Below are 22,386 nucleotides of genomic sequence, written 5' to 3'. Positions count from 1 at the left end.
CTATTGTTCTGGCTATGACCGCTGACCAGACGCCCGCCGACCGGGCCGCGGAGCTCGCGGCCGCCGCCGACCCCGTCACCCTCGCCGCCGCACCCGCCGTGACCCAGGCGGTGATCCTGGCCGGCGGGCAGGGCTCCCGGCTCCGCCCGTACACCGACGACCGTCCGAAGCCGCTGGTGGAGATCCCGGGCACGGGCATCCCGATCGTCGGCCATCAACTGTCCTGGCTGGCCTCCGAGGGCGTCACCGACGTGGTGATCTCCTGCGGCCACCTCGCCGAGGTCCTGCAGGAGTGGCTGGACGGCACCGACCTGCCGGTGCGGGTCCGCACGGTCGTCGAGCACGAGCCGCTGGGCCGCGGCGGCGGCCTCAAGTACGCCTCCGCCGCTCTGCCGCGGCCGGACGAGCCCTGGTTCGCCACCAACGGCGACATCTGGACGCGGTTCAGCCTGCGCGAGATGGCCGCCTTCCACCACGAGCGGGCCGCGGTGGCCACCCTGGCGCTGGCGCGGCCGCGGATCCCGTGGGGGGCGGTGGAGACCGACCGGTTCGGCAACGTGCTGGACTTCGTCGAGGCGCCGCCCTCGCCCTTCCTCATCAACGCCGGCCTGTACGTCTTCGGGCCGTCGTTCCGGGCGCTGCTGCCCGACGTGGGCGACCACGAGCGGACGACCTTCCCGCAGCTGGCGCGGGCCAAGCAGCTGGCGGGCTACCAGCTGCCGCAGGGCTGCTACTGGCGGGCGATCGACACCGTGAAGGACCTCACGGAGGCCGCCAAGGAACTCGCCGCGGCGGGCCGCCCCACCGACGACTGACCGCCCACCGCCCGCAGCAGCACGGCGGAGGGGCCTCCCACCCCGGGTGGGAGGCCCCTCCGCCGTGCTCCGTGCTGCCCGGGCCTCAGGCCGTGGCCGCCGGCCCGGACGGACGGTCCATGCCGAGCGGGGTGAGGCCGCCCAGCGGGGCGCTGCCGAGCACGCCGCCGATCAGGCCGGCGCTGCTGCCGGGCCGCGGGGTGGAACCGCCGCCCGTACCCCCCGAGGAGGTGCCGCGGGTGCTGCCGGACCGCCCCGGTCCGCCACTGCTGCCGGCGGTGCTGCCCGACCTGCTCGACTTGGCCTTGCCGCCCTTGGTCGAGGAGGAGGACGGCGAGGACTTCCCGGAGGGCGACGGCGAGGTCGACCGGCTGGGCGACGGCGAGGGGCTCGGCGAAGGGGACGGCGAGCTGCCGGTGCCGTTGCCCGGCCAGAGCGGGGAGCCGAAGTCGGTCGGCGGCTTGACCGGCGCCGGGCCCGTGGCGCCGCCGGTGCGGACGGCCGCACCGAGCATCGACCCGATCAGCAGGGTCAGTCCGACGACCACCGCGGCCACCACGGAGCTGCGCCGCAGCACCCGCCGGCGGACGGCCTGCGGCGCGTCGGGGCCGTACCGGCGCCAGGCGTCGAGGGCGATCCGGCCGTCCAGCGAACCGAACGGCGCCCCGGCGATCAGCAGCGGGCTCCATGCCGCCAGGAAGATCAGGTCGGGGGCGTCGTACACCGGCACCGACCGCCAGCTGACGGTGAACAGCAGTGCCGCGGAGAGGGTCATCGCCGCGGCCGCCGCCGCCCGCTGCCAGAGGCCCAGGACGGTCAGGACGCCCACCACGATCTCGGTGAACGCCACGCCCAGCCCGGCACCGACCGGGTGGTTCATGGCGAACGCGAGCAGCGGCTCGGCGACCTTCCAGGGGTGCAGCGAGGAGAGCCAGCGCATCATCGAGCCGCGCTCGCCGCCGTCGAAGTACACCGGGTCGCAGAGCTTGCTGAAGCCGGCGTAGACGGAGAGCGAGCCGAGCACGACGCGCAGCGGCAGCAGCACCAGGCCGAGGTCGACCCGGCGGCCCGGGTACCAGGCGTGCCGGGCGTCGGCCGGGCCCGCGGTGGCGGAGACCTCTGGCAGCTCGCCGCTGGGCGTCCAGCCCCGGGTGACCGGCTCGTACGGCAGCGGGGGCGGGCCCGCCTGGCGCGGCACGGCGTGCAGCGGCTGGGTCTCGTCGCCCGGGGCCGTGGCGCCGAGGCCGCCCGCGGAGCCGCTGCCGGGGGCGCCCGCCGGGGCGGGGACGGTGGTGAGCCGGACGGCCTCCAGCAGCCGGGTGGCCGCCATGTCGCCCGGTGCCGCCTGGCCGCTCCAGGTGACGGTGGTGACCCGGCCCTTGCGCCGGGGCGCGCCGCCGCCGGCCCCCGCGAGGGCGGGGATCTGCGCGCTCGGCACCACGACCTGCGGCGTGACGAGGGGGCGGGCACCGAAGCCGGCCGCGCCCGCCTGGATGCCGTACGGGTCCCCGAAGGCCGCGCCGACCGGCACGTCGATCATGGGGGCCACCGGCGCGGCGAGCCGGATGCGGAAGCTGGCCTGGGTGCTGCTGAGCTTCGCGGGATCGGACGGCACCCTGACCGTGCTGAGGCCCGGTCCGGGGTCTATCCCCGCCGTGCCGCCCTGTCCCGGGCGCCGAGGTGTTCTGGTGTCCACACCCCTCTAACCGGGTGACCGGCCCGGAGGACACTCTCCCGGGTGGATTCCGGGCGTGGATTTGAAGTGATCATGAGAAAACCGATCGGGCCCGGCCGGACCCGATCGGTTCCTCCCACGAAGCTGTCCGTTCCGGACGGAACGGTCACGGGTTGCGCCGCCGGTCAGCGGCGGGCGCGCAGCCGGGCGGCCTCGTACAGCACGATGCCGGCGGCGACACCGGCGTTCAGCGACTCCGTCTGACCGGGCATCGGGATGCGGACCCGGATGTCGCAGGTCTCGGAGACCAGCCGCGAGAGGCCCTTGCCCTCGGAGCCGGCGACGACGACCACCGGGCCGGTGAGCGCGTCCAGGTCGCCGATCTCGGCCTCGCCGTCGGCGGCCAGGCCGACCACCATCAGGCCGGCCTTCTGGTAGGCCTCCAGGGCGCGGGTCAGGTTGGTCGCACGGGCGACGGGCAGCCGGGCTGCGGCGCCGGACGAGGTCTTCCAGGCGCCCGCGGTCATGCCGGCGGCGCGGCGCTCGGGGATGACCACGCCGTGCGCGCCGAAGGCGGCGGCGGAGCGGACGACGGCACCGAGGTTGCGCGAGTCGGTGACCCCGTCCAGCGCGATGATCAGCGCGTCCTCGCCGGCCTCGGCGGCATCGGCGACCAGGTCGTCCGGGTGCGCGTACTCGTACGGCGGGACCTGCAGGACCAGGCCCTGGTGGTTGAGGCCGCCGGTCATCTGGTCGAGCTGGGCGCGCGGGGCCTCCATGAGCGGGACGCCGCGCTCGTTGGCGGCCTGGTACGCGTCGCGGACCCGGTCGTCGGTGTCGATGAACTGCATCACGTACAGCGCGTTGGCCGGCACGCCGCCCTGCAGGGCCTCGACCACCGAGTTGCGGCCGACCACCAGCTCGGCGGCACCCGCGCCGCCGCGCCCGCCGCGGCCGGCCCCGCCGGCCCGGCGCATGCCGGCGCGGGACTTGGCGTCCCGCTCGCGCTTGATCGCGGCGTTGGCGGCGCGCTGCTTGGGGTGTCCCTTGCGCGCCTCGCCGGGCGGGGTCGGGCCCTTGCCCTGCAGTGCCTTCCGGCTGTGGCCGCCGGTACCGACACTCGCGCCCTTCTTCGACCCGGGGTTGCGGCGGTTCCTGCGCTGGCTGTTGCCGGCCATGGCTGTACTTCCTGTCTCTTCTACGTCTTGAGGTTCGTCATGAGGATGGGCCGTAGCCGGTGGTGCACCGGCTGCGGCCCACGCTCGCCCCGTGGCCGGGGCTACTGGTTCGCCGGTCCCGCCCGTGGGCGGGGCCTACTGGTCGACCGTCCAGCGGGGGCCGGACGGGGTGTCCTCGATCGCCAGCCCGGCCAGGCCGAGCCGGTCGCGGATGGCGTCCGCGGTGGCGTAGTCCTTGCGGTCCCGGGCCGCCTGGCGCTGGTCCAGGACCAGCCGGACGAGCGAGTCGACCACACCGTGCAGGTCGTCGCCGCGGCTGCCGCCGGCCCAGAAGTCGTCGAGCGGGTCGAGGCCCAGCACTCCGAGCATCGCACGGACCTCGGCCAGTCGCGCCACCGCGCTGTCCTTGTCGTCCGCGGTCAGCGCGCTGTTGCCCTGGCGGACGGCGGTGTGCAGCACGGCCAGGGCCTGCGGCACGCCGAGGTCGTCGTCCATCGCCTCGGCGAAGGCGAGCGGCACCTCGGGGGCGGGGTCGACGGCGCCGCAGCGCTCGACGGCCCGCTCGATGAAGCCCTCGATGCGGGTGAAGGCCGTCTCGGCCTCGCGCAGCGACTCCTCGCTGTACTCGATCATCGAGCGGTAGTGCGGGGAGGCCAGGTAGTAGCGGAGCACGATCGGGCGCCAGCGCTGCACCATGTCGGAGACCAGCACCGAGTTGCCGAGCGACTTGCTCATCTTCTCGCCGCTCAGGGTGACCCAGGCGTTGTGCATCCAGAACGCCGCGAAGTCGTCGCCGAAGGCCTTGGACTGCGCGATCTCGTTCTCGTGGTGCGGGAAGATCAGGTCGATCCCGCCGCCGTGGACGTCGAAGGCCCGGCCGAGGTACTTGTGCGCCATGGCCGAGCACTCCAGGTGCCAGCCGGGGCGGCCGCGGCCCCAGGGGGTCTCCCAGCTGGGCTCGCCCTCCTTGGCCCGCTTCCACATGGCGAAGTCGCGCGCGTCGCGTTTGCCGGTCTCGCCCTCGCCCTCCGGCTGCAGCAGGTTGTCCAGCTGCTGGTTGGAGAGCTCCAGGTAGTCCGGGTAGGACTTCACGTCGAAGTAGACGTTGCCCTCGGAGGCGTAGGCGTGGCCGCGCTCGATCAGACCGCGCATCATCTCGATCATCTCGGGCACGTGGCCGGTGGCCCTCGGCTCCACGGTGGGCGGCAGGCAGCCGAGCGCCGTGTAGCCGTCGTTGAAGGCGCGCTCGTTGGCGTACGCGATCTGCCACCACGGGACGCCGGACTCGCGGCTCTTGGCGATTACCTTGTCGTCGATGTCGGTGACGTTGCGGACGAAGGTGACGTCGTAACCACGGTGGGCGAGCCACCGGCGCATCACGTCGAAGTTGAGGCCGGAGCGGATGTGTCCGATGTGGGGCGGTGCCTGCACGGTGGCGCCGCACAGGTAGATCGAGACACAGCCCGGTACAAGCGGGACGAAGTCGCGTACCTGGCGGGTGTTGGTGTCGTACAGGCGAAGGGTCACAGCGTCAAGCGTAGTGGGCACACGGGGGTGCCCCGCCACCTTTACCGGCGCGGAACTCCCTCCGCAGCACCGGCCCGCCGGCCCGCCCCCAGGGGCGCGGACGGGCCGGCGCGGCGGACGGGCCGTCAGGGCGGCGGGCCGGGCCGGACCGGCGCGGTGTCAGGAGGTCCGGTACACCAGGGCGGTGGCGATCGCCGCCAGACCCTCGGCGCGGCCGGTCAGGCCGAGGCCGTCGGTGGTGGTGCCGGAGACCGCGACCGGGGCGCCGACCGCGGCCGAGAGCGCGGCCTGCGCCTCGGCCCGGCGCTTGCCGATCTTCGGGCGGACGCCGATCACCTGGATCGCGACGTTGCCGATCTCGAAGCCGGCGGCGCGGACGATCCTGGCGGCCTCCGCGAGCAGGGCGGTGCCGGCGGCGCCGGACCACTCGGGGCGGTCGGTGCCGAAGTGCGCGCCGAGGTCGCCGAGGCCGGCGGCGGAGAACAGCGCGTCGCAGGCGGCGTGCGCGGCGACGTCGGCGTCCGAGTGTCCGGCCAGGCCGTCGCCGGCGTCCGGCCAGTCGAGCCCGGCGACCCGGAGCGGGCGGCCGGCCTCGAAGGCGTGCACGTCGGTGCCGATGCCGACCAGCGGCAGGACGGGCACGGCGGGGCCGGCGGGACTGGCGGGGCTGGTGGGATCAGTAGCCATCGGAGGCCCTCCTGCGGGCGAGCACGGCCTCGGCGAGCACGAGGTCCAGCGGACGGGTGACCTTGAACGCCTCCTCGTGGCCGGGCACCACGACGACCCGGCCGCCGAAGCGCTCGACCAGCCCGGCGTCGTCGGTCACCGGCGGCAGGCCGCCGGACGACTCCTCGGCGACCGCCTTCTCGTGCACCTCGTGGAGCACCGAGCGGCGGAAGCCCTGCGGGGTCTGCACCGCGCGCAGCGCGGCCCGGTCCGGGGTCTCCAGCACCGGCTCGGGCACGCCCGGCTGCTGCGGCTCGACCCGCTTGACGGTGTCGGCGAGCGGCACGGCGGGCACCACCGCGTCGGCCCCGGACCGGACGGCGGCGACGACCGCGTCGACCACCTCGACCGGGACGAGCGGCCGGGCCGCGTCGTGCACCAGCACCGCCCCGACCTCCTCGGGGACGGCGGCGAGACCGAGCCGGACGGACTCCTGCCGGGTGGCGCCGCCGGCGACCACCCGGACGTCCTTGCCGTCGAGGCCGTGGCTGTCGAGCAGGGCCACCACCTCGGCGACCCCGTCCGGCGGGGCGGCGACCACGACCAGGCCGATCGCCCGGCTGCGGGCGAGCGCCCGGACGGCGTGGACCAGCAGGGGCACCCCGCCGAGTTCGCGGAGCGCCTTCGGGGCGCCGGGCCCCAACCGCTCCCCGCGCCCGGCGGCGGGCACCACCGCCGCTGCAACTGCTGCTGACCCGTTCAGGTTTCGCTCCTTCGGCGAAGTGGGTATGGCCATGGCGTGCGCCGCACGGCGTACGCGACGGACCCCTTCCGACTGCACGTTAGCCAAACCGCTCCGACGAGTCCGACACCCTCGCGCAGGACCGGCCTGCGACCGGGGTCGACCGGCCCGTGCGGAGCGTGCGCACGCCGGGCACGCAGCGCCGCCGGACACGTCGTACGACGGCCGGGTGCGGGCCCGGATCCACCGGCGGCGGACACGCCGAAGCGCCCGAGGTGCCGGAGACCGACCCGGTCAGCCGTGTGACCGGGATCGCGCACCGGCATCGGGCGCTGGGCGTTGCGAAGCCGCTTAGGAGGCGAGGACCTCGTCGAGCAGCGTCTCCGCCTTGTCCTCGTTGGTGTTCTCGGCCAGCGCGAGCTCGCTGACCAGGATCTGGCGCGCCTTGGCGAGCATGCGCTTCTCACCGGCCGACAGGCCGCGCTCGCGCTCGCGGCGCCACAGGTCGCGCACCACCTCGGCGACCTTGATGACATCGCCCGAGGCGAGCTTCTCGAGATTCGCCTTGTAGCGACGCGACCAGTTGGTGGGCTCCTCGGTGTACGGCGCGCGCAGCACCTCGAAGACCCGGTCGAGACCTTCCTGACCGACCACGTCGCGCACGCCGACGAACTCCGCGTTCTCGGCGGGCACACGCAGTGTCAGGTCTCCCTGCTGCACCTTGAGCACCAGGTAGGTCTTGTCCACACCTTTGATCTGGCGAGTTTCGATGGCCTCGATCAGCGCGGCCCCGTGATGGGGGTAGACCACCGTGTCGCCAACCTTGAACGTCATGTGACAGGACCCCTTCCGTGGCTTTCCAGAATAACACGCTTCTCGGCGCACCCGAAGGGCGTTTTCGCAGGTCAGGGCCGGTCTCAGGGCTTGACAACCACCCCCATGACGTGCTGCGACCGGTGTTCGACGAGGGCTTCCCGCAGGTCGGAGGCGGTTCGACAGCTCGGCGAAACCTCTGGCAACACCGCCGAAACCATGATTGGATCTTGAGTTTTCGTCCGATCCGCCGCCGTGTCCGAACCGTGATCCGGCGACCCCGCCGCCGGGGCCCGTCCGACCTGCGCCGGTTCGTGGACGTCCGGGATCGCCGCGGGGGCGTGCTGCGAGTACGCACGGACGGAGCACCGCGACACGGGGCCACCCCGTGGGAGGCGGGCGTAAGCGGTCGGTAGTCTGATCGCTGACCACCGCCACGTGATCCACATCCGTGATCCACACCCAAGGAGAAGTCGCCGCCGTGAGCCGGAGCCTTCGACGCGGCGCGATCGCCGCCATCGTCCTCGCCGCTGTTCTGCCGCTGTCCGCCTGCGCGGCCGGCAACCAGGCGGAGACCCTGCAGATCAAGCCCGACAACGCGGCGACCTCGGTCGGCCAGGACCTGCGCCTCAACAACGTCCTGCTGGTGACCGCCAAGGGCGCCTCCTCGGACGAGGCCGGCCCGGTCAACCTGACGGTCAACATCGCCAACACCGGCTCGGCCCCCGAGGTCCTGCAGTCGGTGGCGGTCGAGGGTGCCGGCAACGCCACCTTCACCGATGCCAAGGGCGCCGAGGTGTCCGAGATCACCATCCCGGCCGGCGGCTCCGTGCTGATCGGCGGCGAGGGCCAGCCCGCCGCCCACCTGACCTCGGCGAAGCTCCCGCTCGGCGGCTACGCCGACACCGACTTCACCTTCAAGACCGCGGGCAAGGTCGGCCTGCCGGTCGGCGTCGTGCCGGCCGCCGGCCTCTACGCCTCCTTCGGCCCGAAGGCGCCCGAGGCGACCGCCAAGCCGTCGCCCTCCGCGACGGCCACGGCCACGGCGACCGGCTCGGCCACCGCCACCGGTTCCCCGACCGCCACCGCGACGGGCTCCTCCACCGCCACCGGCTCGGCCACCGCGACGGCGAGCGCCTCCGCGCACTGAGCCGCCGCGCACCGCGCGCACGGACCGCGAACGGCCGAGGGCCCCGCACGGAGCGGGGCCCTCGGCCGTCGGCGTTCCCGGGCCGGTCTACGGCTCGAACTTGTAGCCCAGGCCGCGGACGGTGACCAGGTAGCGCGGCGCGCCCGGGTCCGGCTCGATCTTGGCGCGCAGGCGCTTCACGTGGACGTCCAGGGTCTTGGTGTCGCCGACGTAGTCCGCGCCCCAGACCCGGTCGATGAGCTGCATCCGGGTGAGCACCCGGCCCGCGTTGCGGAGCAGCATCTCCAGCAGGTCGAACTCCTTGAGCGGCAGGTCGACCTTGGCGCCGTCCACCGTCACCACGTGCCGGTCCACGTCCATCCGGACCGGGCCCGCCTCCAGCGCGCCGGGGCCGCTGCCGTCGCCGTTGCCGTTGCCGTCCTCGCCGCGGCGGCGGAGCACCGCGCGGATGCGGGCGACCAGCTCGCGGGTGGAGTAGGGCTTGGTGACGTAGTCGTCCGCACCTATTTCCAGGCCGACGACCTTGTCGATCTCGCTGTCCTTGGCGGTGACCATGATCACCGGCACGTTGGAGCGGACGCGCAGCTGGCGGCAGACCTCGGTGCCCGGCAGGCCCGGCAGCATCAGGTCGAGCAGCACCAGGTCGGCGCCGTTGCGCTCGAACTGCTCCAGGGCGTCGGGGCCGGTGGCCGCGACGGCCACCTCGAAGCCCTCCTTGCGGAGCATGTACGAGAGGGCGTCGCTGAACGACTCCTCGTCCTCGACCACCAGTACTCGGGTCACGATCGGGCCTCCGGGGCAGGAAGGGGGGTTTGCGCTGTGGTGTCGGTGTCGCCCGCCTGGGCCGGCGGGACGGTCTCGCGGTCGCCGGTGGGCACGTGCCCGGCCGGCAGCCGCAGGGTGAAGGTCGATCCCTGGCCCTCGACGCTCCACACCGCCACCGAGCCGCGGTGGGAGGCCGCGACGTGCTTGACGATGGAGAGGCCGAGGCCGGTTCCGCCGGTGGCCCGCGAGCGGGCCGGGTCCACCCGGTAGAAGCGTTCGAAGATCCGCTCGCGGTCCTTCTCCGAGATGCCGATGCCCTGGTCGGTCACCGAGATCTCGATCAGCTCGCCGTCGGCCTCACCGAGGACGGCGGCGCTGGAGATGCGGCGGGTGGCGATGGCCACCCGGGTCCGCGGCGGGCTGTAGTTGACGGCGTTCTCGACGAGGTTGCCGAGCGCCGCCGCCAGCTGACCGCGGTTGCCGTGCAGGTAGAGGCCGCCGGTGCCGCCCGCGGCGATCAGGATCTGCTTGGCGGCGGCGGGCTGGCGGCAGCGGTCGATCGCCTCGGCGATCAGCTCGTCGACGGGGACCGGCTCCGGGTCGACCAGCAGCTGGTCGTCCTGGACCCGGGACAGGTCGATGATCTCCTGGACGAGGCTGGCCAGCCGGGTCGCCTCGATCTGCATCCGGCCGGCGAACCGCTGGACGGCCTCCGGGTCGTCGGAGGCGTCCGCGACGGCCTCGGAGAGCAGCGAGAGCGCACCGACCGGGGTCTTGAGCTCGTGCGAGACGTTGGCCACGAAGTCGCGCCGGATCGCCTCGATCCGGCGCCGCTCGGTCAGGTCCTCGACCAGGACGAGGACCAGCCGGGAGCCGAGCGGGGCGACCCGGACGGAGACCGCCAGCGGGTCGGCCGCGCGGGCGCCGCCGGGCCGGGGCACCTCCAGTTCGGCCTGCCGGATCTCGCCGTCGCGCCGGGTCGCCCGGGCGAGCGACAGCATCTGCTCCACCGCCACCGCACCGCCGCGGACCAGCCCCATCGCGTAGGCGGCGGAGCTGGCCTTGACCACCTCGTCGCCCTCGCCGAGCACGATCGCGCAGGAGCGCAGCACGGAGAGCACGGTGTCCACGCCTGCCGGCAGTGGGGGTTCGTACGCCAGGAGCCCGCTGCCTCCGGTCCTGCCGGCGGCGCCGCCCCGGGGGGTGGTGCCGCGGGCCTGCTCGCGCTCGCTCCAGCGGAAGGCGATGGCGGCCGTGAGACCGACGCCGAGCCCGGCTATGGCGCAGGCAGCGGCGGTGGCCACATTCACGTCCATGCCACTCAGCCTAAGCGCACGTCGGGCGGGCTCCCCCGGGGTGCGATCAAGGGATCGGCCGCACGTTGCCGAGAATTCACCTTCAGTCCTCTGCCGGTTCACTGCAGGGGTCGTGCGCGGTCGCCCGGACGGCCCAGTGTGGTCGACGCAAGCCCGTGCGGGCGGTGTCGCGGCTACCATTCGCGCCACCAGCGGCGGCCGTCCTCCGGACGGACCGGTCGGCACCGCCACCGACAGAGCCACTGACGGACCGGCCGCCCCTTCTCACGGGGGGACGGGCGGCCAGGAGGAGAGAGCATGCGCGACCAGTACCACGAGGAACTCGACTCGATCAGCGACGGCCTGGTCGAGCTCGCCCGGCTGGTCGGCTCGGCCATGGGCCGGGCCACCACCGCGCTGCTCGACGCGGACCTGGCGCTGGCGGAGAGCGTGATCGCCGCCGACGAGAAGGTGAACGACCTCCACCACGACCTGGAGAACCGGGCCATCGACCTGCTGGCCCGGCAGCAGCCCGTCGCGACCGACCTGCGCATCGTGGTCACCAGCCTGCGCATGAGCGCCGACCTGGAGCGCTGCGGCGACCTGGCCCGGCACGTGGCCAAGGTCGCCCGGCTGCGCTACCCCGAGTCGGCCGTGCCGAACGACCTGCACCCGATCGTGCTGGAGATGGGGCAGCTCGCCCAGCGTCTGGTCGCCAAGGCCGGCCTGGTGATCTCCACCAAGGACGCCAACGCCGCGCTGGAGCTGGAGCGCGACGACGACGCGATCGACGCCCTGCACCGCGAGCTCTTCTCGCACCTGCTCGACGACCGCTGGCAGCACGGCATCGAGACCGCCGTCGACGTGACCCTGGTGGGCCGCTACTACGAGCGGTTCGCGGACCACGCGGTGTCGGTGGCCAAGCGCGTGGTCTTCCTGGTGACCGGCGAGCACGCGGACGAGTTCGCGGCGGAGACGGCGGCCCTGCAGGGCGAGTGACCCGCGGCCCGGGGCGGGGCGCGGCGGCCGGGGGCGCACGCGTGCGCGGGCGCCCTACTTCCGCGCGCCCGTTGACGCCCCGTCCGGGGCCGGTTTTCACTCGTTCTGGGCATGCCGGCGGGTGCTGCGGCGTGCTGTGGTGTGCCGTCGACTGCCGTCGACAGCCGTCGATGAGGAGGACCCGACCGCGATGAAGGCTGACCAGAACCCCACCACGCCCGCGGCGGGAACCGCCGCGCCGCCGTCCGTGAAGCTGCTGCCGGTCGTCGCCGCGGGCTGCGGCTGCGGGCCGGGCTGCGGCTGCGGCTGCCAGTCCGGTGCGCCCTGCCAGTGCGGCGGCGCGGACGGGGGCTGCTGCGGCGGCCACTGACGCCGGACGCCCCGGCCGGGCGGTGCGCGAGCCCCGTCCGGCCGGGGCACCGCCGTGTTCCGGCGGTCCTCCGAGACGCGTCAGAAGGTGACGTCCATGCACTGGTAGAAGGCGTTGCCGGTGTCCGCGACGTCCCAGATCGCCAGCACCACCTGGTGGCCGGTGCGGCCGGCGGGCAGGGTCGCGGTGTGGCTCAGCGTGACGGGCGGCTGGGCACCGTTGTAGGGGACGGTGAGGAAGGGCGTGGCGTCCAGGTTGGCGCGGGTCACCTTGCTGCCCGCGTTGTAGCCCGGCCTGGTGAGGTAGTAGCGGAACTGCGTGGTGGCGTGCCGCGCGGTGAACTTCCAGGTGAGGGTCAGCCGCTGGCCGGCGCTCACCTTCGTGGCCGGCCAGGCGCCGCCGCGCGGGTCGTCCAGCTGGGCGAAGCGGCTGTTGCCGCCGGCGCAGAGGGTGCCGTCGGCCGGGCCCTGGGCCGGGAAGCCCTTCGGTCCCTCGACGCTCTGCGGCTCCCACTGGATGTCGCCGCAGTTCTTCACCGTGCCGGCGGCGCACAGGGCGGCCCGGCTCGGCGGTGTGGTGATCCAGCCGTGCGAGTACGCGGGGATCGCGGTGGCCAGCGGGACGGCCGCAGCGGCCGCCACGGCCGCCAGGATGTGACGCTTGCGCATGGTGCTCCCTCCGTGGGGGTGGATGGAGTGTGCGTGTGCGTGCAGGGAACGCCCGGCGGACAGCGCGCAACGTGGGGTTTGGCGTGCCCGCGCCAGGTGCGGACCACCACGCTAGGAGCGGTCGCCCACCCCGTCAATGGTCTGAACCAGTTTGCAGCGCAGGCGATCTGACGCCGTGTCGGCGCGCGACAGGCGACGGGCGACGGGCGGGCCCGGAAACGGAACAGGCCCCCCGCCCGGCGCCGAGTGCGCCGGAACGGGGGGCCCGATCGCGTTGGGACTTACTTCTTGCCCTGGTTCTTCACGGCCTCGATGGCGGCGGCGGCGGCATCCGGGTCGAGGTAGCGGCCACCGGAGGTGACCGGCTTGAAGTCGGCGTCGAGCTCGTAGACGAGCGGGATGCCGGTGGGGATGTTCAGGCCGGCGATGTCGGCGTCGGAGATGCCGTCCAGGTGCTTGACCAGGGCGCGCAGGCTGTTGCCGTGGGCGGTCACCAGGACGGTGTTGCCGGCGGCGAGGTCCGGGACGATCGCGTCGTACCAGTAGGGGAGCATGCGCTCGACGACGTCCTTGAGGCACTCGGTGCGCGGACGCATCTCGCTCGGGATCTCCGCGTAGCGGGCGTCACCGGCCTGCGAGTACTCGGCGTCGTCGGCGAGCACGGGCGGCGGGGTGTCGTACGAGCGGCGCCACAGCTGGAACTGGTCCTCGCCGAACTCGGCGAGGGTCTGGGCCTTGTCCTTGCCCTGCAGGGCGCCGTAGTGGCGCTCGTTGAGGCGCCAGCTGCGGTGGACCGGGATCCAGTGGCGGTCGGCCTTGTCGAGCGCGATCTGGGAGGTGCGGATGGCGCGGCGCAGCAGGGAGGTGTGCACCACGTCGGGGAGGATCCCCTCGGAGAGGAGGAGCTCGCCACCGCGGGCCGCCTCCTTCTCGCCCTTCTCGTTGAGGTCGACGTCGACCCATCCGGTGAAGAGGTTCTTCTGGTTCCACTGGCTCTCGCCGTGGCGGAGCAGGATGAGTCGGTAGGTCGTGTCAGCCATGGGCGCCAGTTTAGAGGAGCCGGTTATCCGCTGGTCGGACCGTCTCATCCCGGGTAATGTGCGGCTACCACTTGTGCCACTTACCGATCGTCCGGGCGGGTCCACCCCGCCTCCCCGGGCGTACCGGTGAGCCATGCCCCCCGGGAGCCGCCGATGTCCGCCGCCGTCCGCCTGCGCAGCACCGTCTCGGAGGCGGTGGGCGGGCTGCCCCGCCAGTTCTGGTGGCTGTGGACGTCGACCCTGGTGAACCGCCTCGGCGGCTTCGTGGTGACCTTCCTGGCCCTCTACCTCACCGGTGACCGCGGCTTCTCGCCCGCCTACGCGGGCCTGGTCGCCTCGCTCTTCGGCCTCGGATCGGCGATCGCCGCCGTGGGCGGCGGGGTGCTCGCCGACCGCTGGGGGCGGCGGCCGACCCTGCTGGCGGCGCAGCTCGGCACCGCGGCGTCGACCGCCGTCCTGGGCTTCTGCCAGGACCGGGCGGCGATCGCGGTGACGGCCTTCCTGGTCGGACTGGCGAGCAACGCCTCCCGGCCGGCCGTCTCGGCGATCATCGCGGACGTCGTCCCGGCCGAGCACCGGGTGCGGGCGTACGCGCTGAACTACTGGGCGATCAACATCGGCTTCGGCGTCTCCGCGGCGGTGGCCGGGCTGATCGCCGCCCACGGCTACCTGGCGCTGTTCCTGATCGACGCGGCCTCGACGCTGGCGTGTGCGGTGGTGGTCTTCGTCCGCGTCCCCGAGTCCCGCCCCGAGTCCCGCCCGGCGCGCCCCGTGGCCGCGGGCCCGGCCGGCGCGGACCCGGCGGAGCCCCGGGTCGGCCTGGGCACCGTCTTCCGGGACGGCCGCTTCATGGCGCTGGTGGCGGTGAACCTGCTGCTGGCGGTGGTCGCCCAGCAGGGCAGCACCACGCTGGCCGTCGACATGGGCCTGGCTGGCATCTCGGCGGCCCGGTACGGCCTGGTGGTCGGCCTCAACGGCCTGCTGATCGTGGTGCTGCAGCTGCCGCTCACCCGCGTGATGGAGGGCCGCAACCGGACGGGGCTGCTGGTCGCCAGCGCCCTGCTGACCGGCTGGGGCTTCGGCCTGACCGCGCTGGCGGGCGGCTCGGCCGGGTTCTACGCCGTCACCGTGGCGGTCTGGACGATCGGCGAGATCATGGCCGCGCCGACCATGATGGGCCTGGTCGCCGAGCTGTCCCCGGCCCGGGCCCGCGGCCGCTACCAGGGCGTCTACTCGCTCTCCTGGTCGCTGGCCTCGTTCGTCGGCCCGGCGGCCGGCGGCTACCTGCTGGAGCACGCCGGCGGCCGGGCGGTCTGGGGTGCCTGCGCCGTCTTCGGCACGGTCGCGGCGGGCGCGTTCCTGCTGCTCGGCCGCCGGTCCGTACCGGCCGGGGCGCCGGCCCCGGCCGACGGCGCCGCCGTTCCCGAGGCGGTCGCCGAGGGGGTCACCGGGCCCGCCGCCTCCGTGCCGGCCGCGACCGCGGCGAACGCCTGAGCGCCCGTCCGGCTCAGTCCGCGGTCGGCGCCTGCGCGTCCGCGCCGTCCGCGGCCGCTCCGCTCCCGGTCGTCCCGTCGGCGGTCGTCCCGTCCGCGGACGGTCCGGCCAGGTGGGCGAAGGCGGCGAGGTTGCGGGTGGACTCGCCGCGCTTGGTGCGCCACTCCCACTCGCGGCGGATCGCGGTGGCGAAGCCCAGCTCCAGCAGGGTGTTGAAGGGCTCGTCGGCGTTCTCCAGCACCGTGCCGAGCAGCCGGTCGACGGTGTCCGGGGTGAGCGCCTCCAGCGGCAGCCGTCCGGCGAGGTAGACGTCACCGAGCCCGTCGACGGCGTACGCGACGCCGTACAGCCTGGTGTTGCGCTCCAGCAGCCAGCGGTAGACGGCCTCGTGGTTCTCGTCCGGCCGGCGGACCACGAACGCGTTGACCGACAGGCTGTGGTCGCCCACCCGCAGCGCACAGGTGGTGGACAGCTTGCGGGTGCCGGGAAGGGTGGCGACCAGCGTGTACGGGTCGGTCACGGCCGGCTCCCACCCGACCCCGGCCTCGTCGAGCGCGGTGCGCAGCAGGGTCAGCGCCTCGTCCTTGGTACGGAATGCCATGACGCTGACGCTACTCGGCAGTACTGCCCCGCACCCAGCAGGGGCACGGGGCGACCGGCCCGCACGGGGCGACGTGCGCCCCGTGCGGCGGCTCAGGCGAGGCGCAGGCCGCCGGCCGGGCGGGCCATGGCCTGGGCGTAGACCTCGGCGGTGGCGGCGGCCGCGGCGTCCCAGCCGAAGCCCGCCGCGTGCCGGGCCGCCGCCGCACCGCGTTCGCGCACCAGGGCGGAGCCGTCGGCGTACGGCTCCAGCGCGGCCGCCCACCGGGCCGGGTCGTGGCCGTGCACCAGGCTGCCGGTGACGCCGTCCCGGACGGCGACCGGCAGGCCGCCGACCGCGGCCGCGACCACCGGGGTGCCGCAGGCCTGGGCCTCCAGCGCGACCAGGCCGAAGGACTCGCTGTAGGAGGGCATCACCAGGGCGGTGGCGGCCCGGTACCACTCGGCGAGCCGCGCCTGGCCCACCGGCGGGTGGAACCGGACGACGTCCGAGATGCCGAGCTGGGCGGCGAGCTTGTGCAGGCTCTCCGGCTTGGCCAGGCCGGTGCCGGACGGGCCGCCGACCACCGGGACGACCAGGCGCTCGCGCAGCTCGGGCCGCCGGGCCAGCAGCACGGCGACCGCGCGGAGCAGTACGTCGGGCGCCTTGAGCGGCTGTATCCGGCCGGCGAACAGCAGCACCGCGGCGTCCTGCGGCAGCCCCAGGGCGGCCCGGGCGGCGGACCTGCTGCCGGGGCGGAAGACGTCCAGGTTGACCCCGGGGTGGACGACCGCGAGCTGGTCGCCGCGGGCGTCGTAGTGGTGCGAGAGCTCGGCCGCCTCCTCGGCGGTGTTCGCGATCAGCCGGTCCGCGGCCTCGACCACCTGCGTCTCGCCGATCACCCGGGCGGCCGGCTCGGGGGTGTCCCCCTCGGCCAGCGCGGCGTTCTTGACCTTCGCCATGGTGTGCATGGTGTGCACCAGCGGCACGCCCCAGCGCTCGGCGGCCAGCCAGCCGACCTGTCCGGACAGCCAGTAGTGCGAGTGCACCAGGTCGTAGTGGCCGGGGCGGTGGCCGGCCTCGGTGCGCAGCACCCCGTGGGTGAAGGCGCAGAGCTGGGCCGGCAGGTCCTCCTTGACCAGGCCCTCGTAGGGGCCCGCGGTGACGTGCCGGACGAGCACACCGGGGGCGAGCTGCACGGTCGGGGCGTCGTCGGAGGCGATCGCCCGGGTGAACACCTCGACCTCGATGTCCAGTTCGGCGAGGCGCTTGGCGAGCTCCACGATGTAGACGTTCATGCCGCCGGCGTCGCCGGTGCCCGGCTGGTGCAGCGGCGAGGTGTGGACGCTCAGCATCGCGATCCGCCGCGGGCGCCGTGGACGCCCGCCGATCAGCGCCTGGAGGCGGCCGCGGCGGGCCGACGGGGCGGTGCCGGCGGTCTGCGCCGGGCCCGTGCCCAGCTGCGCCAGCCGCTCGCGACGGGTCGCGCGTACGGGGTGCTGCGTCACCTGGCTGAAGCCTCCTCGTGCTCCCCGGTCGATGGTGCATCCGGTCGTGCGGGCAGGGTTACGGGCCCCGGCGGGCGGTCGCCCGGCCGCGGCGGTCCGCGTCCGACGCACGGCCGCCCGGAACCGAACGTTCCGGGCGGACAGACGTCCAGTGTGCCAACCAGGGGACGTGCGGCGGGTATTCCCGGGTCACCGGTGAGACCGGCGGCGGGCCCGCGGGGCCGGTGCCGCACCTCCGTGCCGGACCTCCGGGGCGCACGTCCGGGCGCCGTACGGCGGCGGCCGCCGGGCGCCCGCTCCCCCACCGCCCGGGGCCGGTGCCGCAGCGGCCGTCGGGCACCCGTCCGCCGCGTACGCTGCGGGGCATGGCCGCCTTCGACCCCTCCCCCGCCCGCGGGCCGCGTTCGTCCCGCCCGGTCGGGACGGTGACCCGGGGCACCACCAACACCAACCGGCTGCGCAGGATGGACCGCTGGATCGTCCACACCATGGCCCGGACGCTGCGCGCGGCCCAGCACCCGCCGATCGCGGTGGACCTCGGATACGGGGCGGCCCCGTGGACGGCCGTCGAACTGGCCACCCGGCTGCGCGCCGCCCGGCCGGACGTCCGGGTGGTCGGCATCGAGATCGAACCGGCCCGGGTGGCGGCCGCACTGCCGTACGCGGACCCGCCGCTGCTGACCTTCCGCCGCGGCGGCTTCGAGGTGCCACTGGACGGCGCCTCCGCGCACCTCGTCCGGGCCGCCAACGTGCTGCGGCAGTACGAGGAGGAGTCGGTCACCGCGGTCTGGGAACGGCTCTGCGGCCGACTGGCCCCGGACGGCCTGCTGGTCGAGGGCACCTGCGACGAGATCGGCCGCCGCCACGTGTGGGTGGCGCTCGGGCCGGAGGGCCCCCGCACGGTCACCTTCGCGGCCCGGCTGGCCGACCTGCGGGCCCCCTCCGACCTGGCCGAACGGCTGCCGAAGGCGCTGATCCACCACAACGTGCCGGGGCGGCCGGTGCACGCGTTCCTGACCGGGTTCGACCGGGCCTGGGCCGCCGCCGCGCCGTACGCCGCCTTCGGCGCCCGGCAGCGCTGGACGGCCGCCTGCACGGCCCTGGCGCAGGACTGGCCGCTGGTGGACACCCGCAGGTGGCGGCACGGGGAGGTCACCGTGGCCTGGTCCGCCCTGGCCCCGTAGCGGCGAGGTCCGTGCGGGCCCGCAACGCGCCTCCGCCGGGCTTCCGCGGAACGGCTCGGCCGTGCGGAGCGGCGGATTCACTCGAACGAGTTATCGAATTCCTCTGGCGTGTTGACGGCTCGTCACGCCACCATGGAATCGATCGCACGAACTGCCGACCTTCGCGTGAGGCTCCGTCAGTTCCACTGCGTCACGCGCCGCACCCACACCACACCACGAACCCCACGACACAGCGCGCACCTCAGGACGCGACACGGGCCGCACAGCAGTCACCGCACGCCACACACCACAGACAGCGCGCACCGCGCATCAGGCGCGCACACCAGACACACCACGAACCCCCGGCCGAACACGGCACCGGCACCGCTGCGGACGGGCCGGCTCCTCAGTCCTCCGACTCCACCGCGCGCCACACCTGCTCGAAGACTCCGTACACCTCGGCCCCGAACAGCACGAACCGCACCTCGGCCACCTCGCCGCCCCGGCCCCCGGCCAACTCGTCCGCGACCGTCGTGAGGGCGATCCGCGCCGCGTCGTCCAGCGGCCACCCGTAGATCCCGGCCGAGATCGCCGGGAACGCCACCGAGCGCGCCCCCAGTTCCACCGCCACCCTGAGCGACTCCCGATAGCAGGAGGCCAACAGCCCAGCCCGCTCCGCCTGATCCTCCGCCAGGAACACCGGCCCCACGGTGTGCACCACCCACCGGGCCGGCAGCCGCCCGGCCGTCGTCGCGACGGCCCGGCCGGTCGGCAGCCCCTTGCCGTAGTGCGAGGCCCGCAGCCGACGGCAGTCCGCCAGGATGTCCGGACCGCCCCTGCGGTGGATGGCGCCGTCCACCCCGCCGCCGCCGAGCAGCGACGAGTTCGCGGCGTTCACCACCACGTCCACCTGCTGATCCGTGATGTCACCCTGCACAAGCGTGATCTGCGCCACCGCCACCGACCTCCTGTCAGCCCCCCTCTTCCGCAGGGCCCTCACGGTAATCGCGAACGCCGCCGAGAGCGTGGCAATAACCACAGCAGCGGCCGCCAGTCAGAGAAATCCCCGGAGATCACGTTATGGTCGCGAGAAGCTCCCCGACCCGCGGTGCCAGGCGGGCACTGCGCACGGACGTCAGCCGTTGGGCAGTCGGGGAAAGGAAGGATCGACCAATGCCCGCAACGGGAGACGGGCGGGTATCCGCTGCCGCTGCCAGGATCGGCGCCGCCGATGCCGGCGACACCGCGCGCCGCGCGGGCACCGGAACGAGCACGCCCACCACCTCCGCGGCCGGGCTCACCGGCGCCGGCCGACCGGTGCCCCAGCGCGCCAAGGCCGCCGCGGAGACGGCCGCCCCCGGCAGAACGGCACGCCCCGACGGGGCCCGTGAGCCCGCACCGATACCGCATCCGCGGACGACCTCGCCCGAGCGGGGCGAGCCGTCGGACGAGGCGCCGTACCGGCTGCTGGTCATCGCAGACGGCGACACCGAGGACCTCAGCCTGATCGAGTCGCTGGTCGCCGAGAGCGGCGCCCGGGTCGATCTGCACCGCGCGGAGGGCATCGACGAGGCCGCCGCACTGCTGGCCCCCCTCCCGATGGCCGTCCGGCGCAGCCGTCCCCGCCCGGTCGACTTCAACTGCGTCCTGCTCGACCTCGCCGCCCCAGTGCACGGCGGTCACGCCATCGGTGAGCACTTCCCGTCCGACGGGCTGGACGGGCTGCGCGAGCTGCGCCGCCGCGCCCCGCACGTCGCACTGGTCGTCCTCACCGATGCGGCCGGCGCGGAGCTCGGTGCCGCGGCCGTGGCCGCCGGCGCCCAGGACTTCCTGGTCAAGCGCGAGACGGACGGGCCGCTGCTGGCCCGCGCCCTGCGGTACGCGGTCGAGCGCAAGCGGGCGGACGAGTCGCAGCGCCGGCTCGTCGAGGCCGAGCTCCGCGGCCAGGAGAACGCCCGCCTGCAGCGGCACCTGCTGCCGACCCCGCTGCTCGACGGGGCCGGCCTGGCCTTCACCCGCCGCTACCGGCCCGGCCGCCGCCGGGCCCTGCTCGGCGGCGACTTCTACGACGCCGTCCGCACCGACGACGGCACGGTGCACGTGGTCATCGGCGACGTCTGCGGGCACGGGCCGGACGAGGCCGCGCTCGGGGTGGCCCTGCGGATAGCGTGGCGGACCTTGGTCTTCGCCGGGCTCACCGGGCAGGAACTGCTCACCACCCTGCAGCACGTGCTGGAGCACGAGCGGCGCAGCGACGAGATCTTCGCCACGCTGTGCATGCTGGTGCTCGTCCCCGGCGCGGATGCCTCCGGCGCCGCCCCGGCGGACGGCAGGGACCCGGACGGCACGGCCCCGGGCGGCGCGCTCCCGGCCGACAGCTCCGACGCCCTGCCGGTCGAGACGGCGCGGCTGTTCCTGGCGGGCCATCCGGCGCCGCTGCTGCTCGGCCCCGACGGGCCGCCGCGGCTGCTGCCGGCCGACCAGGCAGGTCCGGCGCTCGGTCTGCTGCCCTGCGACGACGGGCTGGCCGCCTGGCCGGCGGTGGAGCTGGACCTGCAGCCCGGCTGGAGTCTGCTGCTCTACACCGACGGCCTGGTCGAGGGGCGGGTCGGGGCGGGGTCGCGCCGGCTCGGCCAGGACGGTCTGATCGAGCTGATCGCCGACCACCACGCGACCGGGCTGACCCGGGGGCGGCTGGTCGACAGCGCGCTCGCCGAGGTCGAGGAGCTGAACGGCGGCTCCCTGACGGACGACGTCGCCGTCCTGCTGCTGGAGCGCAATCCGGTGCCCGCCCTGATGGGCTGAGCCACCGGACGCCGAGAGGGCGGCACCCCGCGGGGTGCCGCCCTCTCGGCGTGCTGTGGGACGGGCCGTCGTCGGACGGCCCCACTCACCAGGGACTCACCAGGGCCCGTAGGGGCCGATGTTGCGGCGGCCGCCACCGCCCCGGCCGTCGGTGATCTGCTTGATCGCGGGCCGCACGTCCACGACGTAGACGATGGCCGCGACCAGGCCGATCAGGGTCAGGAAGTTGCCGAGGACATTGGCGCCGAGGAGCAGGTCGAGTCCGAGCGCCAGCCCCAGGACGATCAGCCAGAAGCCCTTGGTCTTCTTGTCCGCGGCGCGGTAGGCGTCCTCGCGGCGGAACGCCGCGTCCACGAAGGCGAACAGCTTGAAGCCGATGATCGCGACGGACAACCACCACAACGGGTTGAGCACGTCGAAGAGCAGGATGTGGAACACTGCGGACTCCTCACTGCGGCCTCGGCTCCTCCGCCCATGGTGGCACGGCGGACGGCCCGCGTCGGGGACAACGATCCGACCCGCCCGGGCGTGCCCGGAACGGCGGACCTGCAGGCCGGGCCCTTACTTGCCGGACGACTTGCGGGCCCGGGCGGCCTTCTTCGCGGTGGGCGCCGACGCGGCGGCGTCCTGCGCGGTCTCTTCGGCGGGCGTGTCCTGGGCCGGCTCGGCGTCGAGGGCGACCTCGGTCACCTCGGCCTCGGCGACCACCTCGCCCGCGGGCTCGACGGTGTCGGCCGAGCCGAGGTTCTTCTCGACGACGGCCTTGCCGCGCTCGGCGAGCTCGTCGTAGGCCTCCTTGGCCTTGACCGCCAGCTCGACGGCCCGGCCGACCTGCTGCAGGGCGAAGGTCTGGGCCTTCTCCTGGAGCTCCTTCAGGTCCTTGAGCTCGGCCGGCAGCGCGGTGACGGCCTCGGTGACCTTGCCCTGGGCCTCGACCAGCGCGCTCTGCGCCTCCTGCAGCCGGGCGGCGGCCTTCTCCTGGGCGGCCTTGCGGTCGGCGGCGAGCGCCTCGACCTTGCCGGGAACTTCGCGGAGCTTCTCGTACGCGAGGTCGCCTGCGCCGGCGAGGGCGTAGAGCGGGGTCGGGTCGCTGAGGGTCTTCTTGATGTCGTCGGTGATCGGCATGGCCGGTC

At 74.5% G+C, this 22,386-nt stretch carries 22 protein-coding genes; 7 read left to right on the top strand and 15 right to left on the bottom strand.

Annotated features, from left to right (window positions below; translation table 11 throughout):
• Nucleotides 1–14: 14 nt before the first annotated feature.
• Nucleotides 15–815 (top strand): nucleotidyltransferase family protein, encoded by an 801-nt coding sequence (locus IE98_RS0110530; protein ID WP_078660908.1) that lies wholly within the window; start codon nt 15–17, stop codon nt 813–815.
• An 85-nt stretch (nt 816–900) separates the two neighbouring features.
• Here the strand turns inward: IE98_RS0110530 and IE98_RS0110525 are convergent, their stop codons facing one another.
• From IE98_RS0110525 to IE98_RS0110500, 6 genes are all read right to left on the bottom strand, one after another.
• Entirely contained in the window at nt 901–2,430 is a 1,530-nt protein-coding gene (locus tag IE98_RS0110525; protein ID WP_052390377.1) for a DoxX family membrane protein, read from the bottom strand.
• A 245-nt stretch (nt 2,431–2,675) separates the two neighbouring features.
• On the bottom strand, nt 2,676–3,668 hold the full coding sequence (gene rlmB / locus IE98_RS0110520; protein ID WP_030267762.1) for a 23S rRNA (guanosine(2251)-2'-O)-methyltransferase RlmB: 993 nt from the start codon (nt 3,666–3,668) through the stop codon (nt 2,676–2,678).
• A gap of 135 nt (nt 3,669–3,803) precedes the next feature.
• A complete protein-coding gene (gene cysS / locus IE98_RS0110515) occupies nt 3,804–5,195 on the bottom strand; it encodes a cysteine--tRNA ligase (RefSeq protein ID WP_030267761.1) in 1,392 nt (463 codons plus the stop codon).
• A gap of 159 nt (nt 5,196–5,354) precedes the next feature.
• Nucleotides 5,355–5,882, bottom strand: coding sequence for a 2-C-methyl-D-erythritol 2,4-cyclodiphosphate synthase (ispF, locus tag IE98_RS0110510; protein WP_030267760.1), 528 nt, complete (start codon nt 5,880–5,882; stop codon nt 5,355–5,357).
• Complete coding sequence (gene ispD / locus IE98_RS0110505; protein ID WP_052390376.1) at nt 5,872–6,657, bottom strand: 2-C-methyl-D-erythritol 4-phosphate cytidylyltransferase; 786 nt, start codon at nt 6,655–6,657, stop codon at nt 5,872–5,874. Before ispD ends, ispF begins: the two co-directional genes overlap by 11 nt.
• Nucleotides 6,658–6,954: 297 nt before the next feature.
• The gene (locus IE98_RS0110500; protein WP_014136563.1) at nt 6,955–7,437 is read right to left on the bottom strand and encodes a CarD family transcriptional regulator; all 483 of its coding nucleotides are present in this window, start codon (nt 7,435–7,437) and stop codon (nt 6,955–6,957) included.
• Nucleotides 7,438–7,897: 460 nt separating this feature from the next.
• Between IE98_RS0110500 and IE98_RS48985 the strand changes: the two genes are divergently transcribed.
• Nucleotides 7,898–8,566 carry a hypothetical protein gene (locus IE98_RS48985; RefSeq protein ID WP_030267757.1) on the top strand — a complete coding sequence of 223 codons (669 nt, stop codon included), beginning with the start codon at nt 7,898–7,900 and terminating at the stop codon, nt 8,564–8,566.
• A gap of 87 nt (nt 8,567–8,653) precedes the next feature.
• Here IE98_RS48985 and IE98_RS0110490 read toward each other — a convergent pair whose 3' ends face one another.
• Both IE98_RS0110490 and IE98_RS0110485 read right to left on the bottom strand, forming a co-directional pair.
• Complete coding sequence (locus tag IE98_RS0110490; protein WP_030267755.1) at nt 8,654–9,349, bottom strand: response regulator transcription factor; 696 nt, start codon at nt 9,347–9,349, stop codon at nt 8,654–8,656.
• Nucleotides 9,346–10,647 (bottom strand): sensor histidine kinase, encoded by a 1,302-nt coding sequence (locus IE98_RS0110485; RefSeq protein ID WP_030267754.1) that lies wholly within the window; start codon nt 10,645–10,647, stop codon nt 9,346–9,348. Before IE98_RS0110485 ends, IE98_RS0110490 begins: the two co-directional genes overlap by 4 nt.
• 297 nt (nt 10,648–10,944) lie before the next feature.
• Here IE98_RS0110485 and phoU point away from each other — a divergent pair, with 297 nt between their 5' ends.
• Together phoU and IE98_RS42275 are read left to right on the top strand one after the other, a co-directional pair.
• Nucleotides 10,945–11,625, top strand: a complete 681-nt coding sequence (gene phoU, locus IE98_RS0110480) for a phosphate signaling complex protein PhoU (RefSeq protein WP_030267753.1) — start codon at nt 10,945–10,947, stop codon at nt 11,623–11,625.
• A gap of 190 nt (nt 11,626–11,815) precedes the next feature.
• Nucleotides 11,816–11,995 carry a hypothetical protein gene (locus IE98_RS42275; protein ID WP_043173893.1) on the top strand — a complete coding sequence of 60 codons (180 nt, stop codon included), beginning with the start codon at nt 11,816–11,818 and terminating at the stop codon, nt 11,993–11,995.
• An 80-nt stretch (nt 11,996–12,075) separates the two neighbouring features.
• Here IE98_RS42275 and IE98_RS0110470 read toward each other — a convergent pair whose 3' ends face one another.
• Together IE98_RS0110470 and IE98_RS0110465 are read right to left on the bottom strand one after the other, a co-directional pair.
• Nucleotides 12,076–12,663, bottom strand: a complete 588-nt coding sequence (locus tag IE98_RS0110470; RefSeq protein ID WP_030267751.1) for a lytic polysaccharide monooxygenase auxiliary activity family 9 protein — start codon at nt 12,661–12,663, stop codon at nt 12,076–12,078.
• Nucleotides 12,664–12,944: 281 nt separating this feature from the next.
• Nucleotides 12,945–13,703 (bottom strand): phosphoglyceromutase, encoded by a 759-nt coding sequence (locus tag IE98_RS0110465; protein WP_030267750.1) that lies wholly within the window; start codon nt 13,701–13,703, stop codon nt 12,945–12,947.
• 153 nt (nt 13,704–13,856) lie between these two features.
• On the opposite strand from IE98_RS0110465, the gene IE98_RS0110460 reads away from it, so the two are divergent.
• Complete coding sequence (locus IE98_RS0110460; protein ID WP_043173892.1) at nt 13,857–15,197, top strand: MDR family MFS transporter; 1,341 nt, start codon at nt 13,857–13,859, stop codon at nt 15,195–15,197.
• A 13-nt stretch (nt 15,198–15,210) separates the two neighbouring features.
• Here IE98_RS0110460 and IE98_RS0110455 read toward each other — a convergent pair whose 3' ends face one another.
• Both IE98_RS0110455 and mshA read right to left on the bottom strand, forming a co-directional pair.
• Complete coding sequence (locus tag IE98_RS0110455; RefSeq protein WP_052390375.1) at nt 15,211–15,798, bottom strand: YbjN domain-containing protein; 588 nt, start codon at nt 15,796–15,798, stop codon at nt 15,211–15,213.
• Nucleotides 15,799–15,890: 92 nt separating this feature from the next.
• Entirely contained in the window at nt 15,891–17,171 is a 1,281-nt protein-coding gene (gene mshA, locus IE98_RS0110450; protein WP_234443497.1) for a D-inositol-3-phosphate glycosyltransferase, read from the bottom strand.
• A 479-nt stretch (nt 17,172–17,650) separates the two neighbouring features.
• Here mshA and IE98_RS0110445 point away from each other — a divergent pair, with 479 nt between their 5' ends.
• On the top strand, nt 17,651–18,469 hold the full coding sequence (locus tag IE98_RS0110445) for a class I SAM-dependent methyltransferase (protein ID WP_052390374.1): 819 nt from the start codon (nt 17,651–17,653) through the stop codon (nt 18,467–18,469).
• A gap of 385 nt (nt 18,470–18,854) precedes the next feature.
• On the opposite strand, the gene IE98_RS0110440 is transcribed toward IE98_RS0110445, so the two are convergent.
• Nucleotides 18,855–19,403, bottom strand: a complete 549-nt coding sequence (locus IE98_RS0110440) for an O-acetyl-ADP-ribose deacetylase (RefSeq protein ID WP_030267742.1) — start codon at nt 19,401–19,403, stop codon at nt 18,855–18,857.
• 218 nt (nt 19,404–19,621) lie between these two features.
• Here IE98_RS0110440 and IE98_RS0110435 point away from each other — a divergent pair, with 218 nt between their 5' ends.
• Nucleotides 19,622–21,253 carry a PP2C family protein-serine/threonine phosphatase gene (locus IE98_RS0110435; RefSeq protein ID WP_030267740.1) on the top strand — a complete coding sequence of 544 codons (1,632 nt, stop codon included), beginning with the start codon at nt 19,622–19,624 and terminating at the stop codon, nt 21,251–21,253.
• A 96-nt stretch (nt 21,254–21,349) separates the two neighbouring features.
• Here IE98_RS0110435 and IE98_RS0110430 read toward each other — a convergent pair whose 3' ends face one another.
• On the bottom strand, nt 21,350–21,682 hold the full coding sequence (locus IE98_RS0110430; RefSeq protein ID WP_030267739.1) for a DUF2516 family protein: 333 nt from the start codon (nt 21,680–21,682) through the stop codon (nt 21,350–21,352).
• A gap of 132 nt (nt 21,683–21,814) precedes the next feature.
• Entirely contained in the window at nt 21,815–22,378 is a 564-nt protein-coding gene (locus tag IE98_RS0110425; protein WP_030267738.1) for a hypothetical protein, read from the bottom strand.
• Between the last annotated feature and the right edge of the window lie 8 nt (nt 22,379–22,386).

Source organism: Streptomyces sp. NRRL B-24484 (assembly GCF_000717715.1).
Lineage (GTDB): Bacteria > Actinomycetota > Actinomycetes > Streptomycetales > Streptomycetaceae > Kitasatospora.
The sequence above is the reverse complement of the archived record's forward strand: the minus strand, read 5'-3'. Positions and strand labels throughout refer to the sequence as shown.